At 71.1% G+C, this 5,773-nt stretch carries 5 protein-coding genes; 2 read left to right on the top strand and 3 right to left on the bottom strand.

Going from position 1 to position 5,773, the window contains the following annotated elements; translation table 11 throughout:
- Window positions 1-303, top strand: a 303-nt coding sequence (locus AC1D2K_RS28600) for a hypothetical protein (RefSeq protein WP_478093010.1), incomplete at its 5' end; no start/stop codon positions are given.
- 48 nt (window positions 304-351) lie between these two features.
- On the opposite strand, the gene AC1D2K_RS28595 is transcribed toward AC1D2K_RS28600, so the two are convergent.
- Window positions 352-2,427, bottom strand: a complete 2,076-nt coding sequence (locus AC1D2K_RS28595; protein ID WP_478093008.1) for an O-linked N-acetylglucosamine transferase, SPINDLY family protein — start codon at window positions 2,425-2,427, stop codon at window positions 352-354.
- Between the two features lie 522 nt (window positions 2,428-2,949).
- Between AC1D2K_RS28595 and AC1D2K_RS28590 the strand changes: the two genes are divergently transcribed.
- Entirely contained in the window at window positions 2,950-3,309 is a 360-nt protein-coding gene (locus tag AC1D2K_RS28590) for a hypothetical protein (protein ID WP_478093006.1), read from the top strand.
- Here AC1D2K_RS28590 and AC1D2K_RS28585 read toward each other — a convergent pair.
- Both AC1D2K_RS28585 and AC1D2K_RS28580 read right to left on the bottom strand, forming a co-directional pair.
- Window positions 3,285-4,340, bottom strand: coding sequence for a lipocalin-like domain-containing protein (locus tag AC1D2K_RS28585; protein WP_478093012.1), 1,056 nt, complete (start codon window positions 4,338-4,340; stop codon window positions 3,285-3,287). The genes AC1D2K_RS28590 and AC1D2K_RS28585 overlap by 25 nt on opposite strands.
- A gap of 11 nt (window positions 4,341-4,351) precedes the next feature.
- Window positions 4,352-5,773: ABC transporter permease (locus AC1D2K_RS28580; RefSeq protein WP_478093004.1), on the bottom strand; the 1,422-nt coding region annotated here is incomplete at its 5' end.

Genomic DNA, 5,773 nt, shown 5'->3' with positions numbered 1-5,773 from the left:
GCGCTTTCAGCGGGTCTGAAATCGACGACCAACTATGGTTCCGTGTTGAACCAGACGCCGATGAAGACTTTCGTGCAAGAGCGATTTCCTGCGGTGCTCTTGGCAACCAACCCGTTCCGGACGAGCGTCCTGGACATCAGCGATCGACAGCCGATGTTCGCTCGCCTTTTCGAAGAGCATCCGCGGACCCGCCGCTTGTTGCTGGCATGCGATGCGCTCAAGAGCGAGCATGTCGCAACCGGTGACCCGGATCTGTTGACGGCCTACTGGAAGCTCAGGGCCCAGATACCCAAGAAGTTCTGAAGACCCTGCACGAGAGTTCCTTGGGCGCGCGGTCCGAAGGCTGCTGATTCAGTTGCCGGTCGCCAGCTGAATGATTTCCCGCCGCCCCTCCAGCGCCTGCGCATGCATCGCGCGAAACAACGCATCCAGCTGCCGCGCAAAGCGCTCGGGCCGGAACAGGGCCGAAGCCGGCACGCGCTCGGCCAACGCAGCGCGCAGTGCCTGCCGCCGCGGCGCATCCTGTGCCAACGCAATCGCCAGTTCCCGATAACCAGCACTGTCCGCGGCCACCAGTTCCCCCAATCCGACCGCGTGCAGCAGGCTCGCCGCCATGCGGCTCACGAAGGTCTCGCCCGCGCGCGTGACCAGCGGCACGCCGGCGCGCAGCACGTCGCTGGCCGTGGTGCCCGAGTTGTAGGGAAAGGTGTCGAGCGCAATATCGGCCAGTGCGATCCGCGCCTGATGCACGGCCAGCGGGCGGCGCTCGGCGAAGACCAAGCGCTCGGGCGCCACGCCGCGTCGGGCGGTTTCGTCGCGCAGGCTCTGCGCGGTCGTCTCGGAACCGGGAGGCGCCAGCCACAGCACACTGCCGGGCACCGCCTGCAGGATGTGGCACCAGTCGTCCCACAGCTGCGGGGTGAGCTTGAAGATCTGGTTGAAACTGCAGAACACCAGCGCGTCTTCGGGCAGGCCTTCGTCGGCGCGGCTCGGCGGCGCCGGCAGCGGATGCAACGCGCCGTTGGGCTGGTAGCACTCGGGCATCAGCGCCAGCGTTTCGCTGAAGTGGTGCGCCAGGGCCGGCGGCGTGGCGACAGCGTCGCCGATCACGTAGTCGGCCAGGCGCGGCTCGCCCAGGCTGCCGATGTAGCCGAGCCAGGAGGCGATCACGGGAGCAGGGCGAAGGGCGGTGATCCCGAGCCGCGCGTGGGTGGTGTAGCCGGTCAGGTCGACCAGCACGTCGATGTCGTCGTCGCGGATACGCCGCGCGGCATCGAGGTCGTCCATGGCGCTGATGTCGGTGAAGTGGTCGGCCGCTTGCTGCAAGGCGCGGCGCTGCGCGTCGTCGGCCGGCGGGCCGTAGGCGTAGAGGAACACTTCCGACAGCGCGCGATCTTGCGCGGCGATCACCTCGGTCACCAGGTGCGCGACCGGATGGTTGCGGAAGTCGGCCGACAGGTAGCCGATGCGCAGGGCACCCTCGCGCGGCGTGGCGGCGGCGACCAGCGGCGGCTGCGCCAGGGCCCAGTCCCAGCGCTGCCGGGCAAAGCGCCGCGCCGCGCTGCGCTGCAGTTCGGCACTGCTTTCGGGCAGGGCCAACAGGTAGAGGGGCGCCAGTTCGCTGGGCTGCTCCCGGTCCAGTGCCGAAATCAGGTCGCGGGCGGTCGGCCGGCCGTCGGGCCGCCAGTCCGCGACATCGCGGCGCAGGCCAAGCGCGTTGCCGATGTACCTGGGATTGTGCGGATCGAGGACGATGGCCTGCCGGTAATACCGCAGCGCTTCCTCGGGGCGCTTCAGGCGCTTGAGCAAGTCGGCCAGGTTGCCGATCGCCGGCAGGAACCGGGGCAGCAGACGCAGGGCCTCTCGATAGCATGGCTCAGCGGCTGCGAGATCCTTGCGGTTCTCCAACTCGTAGCCCAGGTTGGTGTGGGCGTTGACGTAGTCGGGCTTGGCAGCGAGTGCTTGCCTATAGCAATGCAGGGCTTCGTCCCGGCGGCTCGCCTGGAAGCTGCGGGCCAGCAGGTTGCCGAGATTGTTCCAGGCCGTGGCCTGCAACGGGTCCAGCGCCACGGCCCGCCGATAGGCGGCCTCGGCGTCCTCGGGTCGACGCAGCGCGTTCAGCGTCATGCCGAGGTTGGTATGGGCATCGGCACCGGCGCCCGCCGCGATCGCCGCCTGCAGGTAGTTCGCGGAGGCCGGAAGGTCCCCCTGCAGGAAGCACGCCACGCCCAGCAATGACAGGCCATCCCGATGGCTGGGCGCCAGCGGCAGCAGCTTGTCGCGGCAAAGAACAATGACTGCGTTCCACTGGCTTTGCCGATACAGCGCCAGGGCTTGTGCATAGAGTGCGTCGGGCCCCGCCGGTCTCGGCGCCGCCGCGAAGCGGGAAAACAGCGGGTGCGGCTTGGGGGAGCGGGGTCGGTTCATGCGTACGGCGATGCGGGGGCGACACCCATCGTAGTGGCGGGCCGCCTTCGTCCGCGGAGCGCTTCGACCAACGCGCAGCGTCTGCTGAAGATCGAGAAAGGTACTGCGGCAGGGCGCGCAGTTTCCCTGCAATTGACAGCCAGATCGCCTGCCGGGCCCGATGTTCAGACCCGCCGCGCAGCCGCGCCGCGTGGTCGCGTTCCCTGCGCGAGGTTTTTGGCAGTTTCAGAACAGTCTGATTTCCGGCGGCAGCCTGACGCCGGATCATCGACGCTTCAGATTGCGGTTGCACGCGCACGTCCCGGCCCAGGCGGCCGGGGACTCGCATCCGTGGGCCCGCATGCCGCTGCGCCCGGCTGGCGCGCCGCGAGGTTTCGCATTCGCGATCGATCCTCCTGCACTTCCTTCGTCTTCGAGATCGACCATGAAATTTTTCCACCCGTTTTTCGTGACTCTCGTCATGGATGGCTCGGCCGGCGGCGCTTGCGCGTCTGAGGCCGGTGTGCTGTTGCGAGGTCACGCATGAAACCGACGGCATCGTCCGCACGATTCGTCGCTGCCGGGGGCCGGCTGGGGCGAATCCCTGAACTCCGCCAGCTCTTCGAGGCCGGACGCGACTATCTGCAGGGCAGGGCGTCCCTGTACCAACTGCACGCACGGGTGTGCCGTTGTCGACTGCTCGCCAAGGCGGCGGGCTCGGCGCCGGCCGTGCTCGCGCTGCTCGACGAATGGGCCGGCAGGGTCGAGCGGCGCTGGAGCGCGTGGGCGATCGAGGCCAGGGCCCAGGCCGAGGAGGAGTTCCGCGCCTGGCTGCGCGGGCAGCTGGTCTTCGACCGCGGCGCGGTCGATGCGCGCGCTCAGAGCTTCAGTGCCTGCGCGTAACCCGTGAGCTCGAGGTAGCCGCGGCCCACCGGCTGGCCGCCGGCGTCCAGCAACTCGCTCAGGCCTTCCCAATACACCGTGCCGGTCGAGCCCTGGCCGTCGAGCTCCTGGTCGTCGAGCAGGGCGCGCACCGTGAAGGCGCCGGCAGGCGTGTGGATGCGCCAGCGCGTCGGATAGGCGGCCCGCGTGCGGGGGCTGGTCCAGTGGGCCTCGGCCTCGAAGCGCAGCGCGTCCGGGCCGAACACCTGCAGCCGGCCATCGGCCGTGCGCAGCGAGCCGCCGTGCCACAGTGCTGAGCCGTCGCGACGGCGCAGCCTGAAGGCCGTCAGCGCGCCGCCATCGAAGAGGTTCATGCCGATCCAGTCCCAGCCGACGGCCTCGGGGTGCAGCAAGGCCTCGCTCCACTCGTGGTCGAGCCAGGCACGGCCCTGCACCTCGAAGCGCCGGCCTTGCAGGCTCAGGCTGCCCGAGACCGCGAGTTGCGGCTCGCTGTAGTAGTAGCTGGCCTGGTCGGGCTCGGGGCCCTTGCGCGAGAGGCCAGCACTGCCTTGCAGCAGCACCGGCTGGGTCGGGTCGAAGCGCAGGTCGAGCGCGAAGCCCGCGGCGGGCAGGCGGGCCGCGTAGCCCTGGCCGTCGCGCTTGAGCGACCAGTCGCGCAGCCGGACGTCGGTGTCGGCTTCGGAGGCGGATGCCACGCCGAAGCCTTCGCGCGCGATGCGCTGGTCGTGCCACAGCCGGCGTCCCTCGAGGTCGGTGATGGCGGCGTGCGCGAAGATCAGCTGCCGCGCCGCGAAGGCGGACTGGATCGACTGGGCGGCGTCGACGCGCGAGCGGAAGAAGGTGAGCTGGAAGCCGAACTCGCGCGTGCCGGCCTGCGCCTGGCCCGTGATGTACCACCACTCGGTGCGCAGCTCGGGGTGGCTGCCGAAGTCGCGCGGGAATTGCAGCACGCGCGGCGGCAGGGCCCAGGCCGCCGGGCCGGCGAGCGCCGACAGCAGCACGGTGCGGCGCGACAGGCCAGGGGACCGCATCGGCAGCCTTGTCACCAGTCCTCCTTGACCGCCATCACGGCGTCGTGGTCCGCGGCCGCGCGGCCGGCGAGCCAGGCCGTGACCGTGCCGGCCGCGACCACCGCGGCGCACAGCGCGGACAGCCGCGCCCAGGGCACCTGCAGGTCCATCGTCCAGTGGAAGCTCTGCGGGTTGACGACGTGCACCAGCACCACCGACACCGCGAGCCCGAGCGCCAGCCCGGCGACGGCGCCGATCGCAGTCCAGGCCGCGCCTTCGCCGGCGACGATCGCGAGCACCTGTGTGCGCGTGAAGCCCAGATGCGCGAGCAGGCCGAATTCCTTGCGCCGCGCCAGCACCTGGGCGCTGAAGCTGGCCGCGATGCCGAACAGGCCGATTGCGATTGCCACCGCCTGCAACCAGTAGGTGACCGCGAAGCTGCGGTCGAAGATGCGCAGCGAGGTGGCGCGGATCTGGGCCACCGAGGACATCTCGATCGGCTCGGCCGCGCCGAGCTCGCGCGCGGCCAGGGCCCGCACCGCCTCCTGCACCGCGCCCTCGGCCGCGCCGGGCGCGAGCCACAGCGCGACGTCGCTGACCCCGGCCTCGCCGGTCAGGCGCTCGAAGTCGCGGGCGTCGATCGTGACGGCGCCGAATTGCCGCACGTAGTCGCGCCAGATGCCGGCGACGAAGAACACCGGCGGCGAGGCACCGCGGCGCTCGCGCTGCGGACCCCAGGCGCGCGCGAGCGGCTCGAAGGCCGTGCCGGGCCGGGCCCCGTAGAGCTCGACCATCGCCTCGCTGACGTAGATCCCGACCTGTCCGGGCGGCACCGGCAGCGCGGCGCCGGTCAGCGGCAGCGAACGCCCGACGTCGTCGTCCAAGGTGCGCGCGATCAGCGTCACYGCGGGCCGCGACGGATCGATCAGCAGTGCGCGCGTGCGCAGCGTGCCGGTGCGCGCCACGCCGGGCAACTGCGCCAGGGCCTGCACGAAGGCCGGCGCGAAGAGGGCCTGCTCGCTGCCGGAGCCCGCGCCCGCGGCGTTGCGCAGGTACAGGTCGGCCGGTAGCACGATGTCGAGCCAGTGCGTGACCGAGTCGCGAAAGCTCGCGACCATCACGGTGAGCGCGACGGCGAGGCTGAGGCTCGCGACCACGCCGCTGACCRCCACCGCGGCGGTGCCGCGCATGCGCCGGGCGCGCTCGATCGCCAGCAGCGGCAGCAGGCGCTGCGCGGCCAGCGGCGCGAGCCGGTCATAGACCCCCGCGATCAGCCACGGCAGCGCGCCGATGCCGCCGACCAGCAGGAAGCCGACCGAGAGGTAGGCGGCGATCGGGATGCCGAAGACCGCCGGTGCCGTGGCCAGGGCGACGCCGGCGGCGATCAGCAGCAGCGCGATGCGATGCGCACCGCCGCCCGCCGGCGCGGCGCCCAGGCCCTTGAGCCCTTGAGC

It is taken from the genome of Variovorax sp. P1_H12_2 (assembly GCF_056405335.1).
This window is presented reverse-complemented; position numbering and strand designations above follow the sequence as displayed.

Coding starts and splice junctions, on each gene's coding strand:
- AC1D2K_RS28585 (WP_478093012.1), bottom strand. CDS start 4,340: ATGCGGTCCCCTGGCCTGTCGCGCCGCACCGTGCTGCTGTCGGCGCTC.
- AC1D2K_RS28590 (WP_478093006.1), top strand. CDS start 2,950: ATGAAACCGACGGCATCGTCCGCACGATTCGTCGCTGCCGGGGGCCGG.
- AC1D2K_RS28595 (WP_478093008.1), bottom strand. CDS start 2,427: ATGAACCGACCCCGCTCCCCCAAGCCGCACCCGCTGTTTTCCCGCTTC.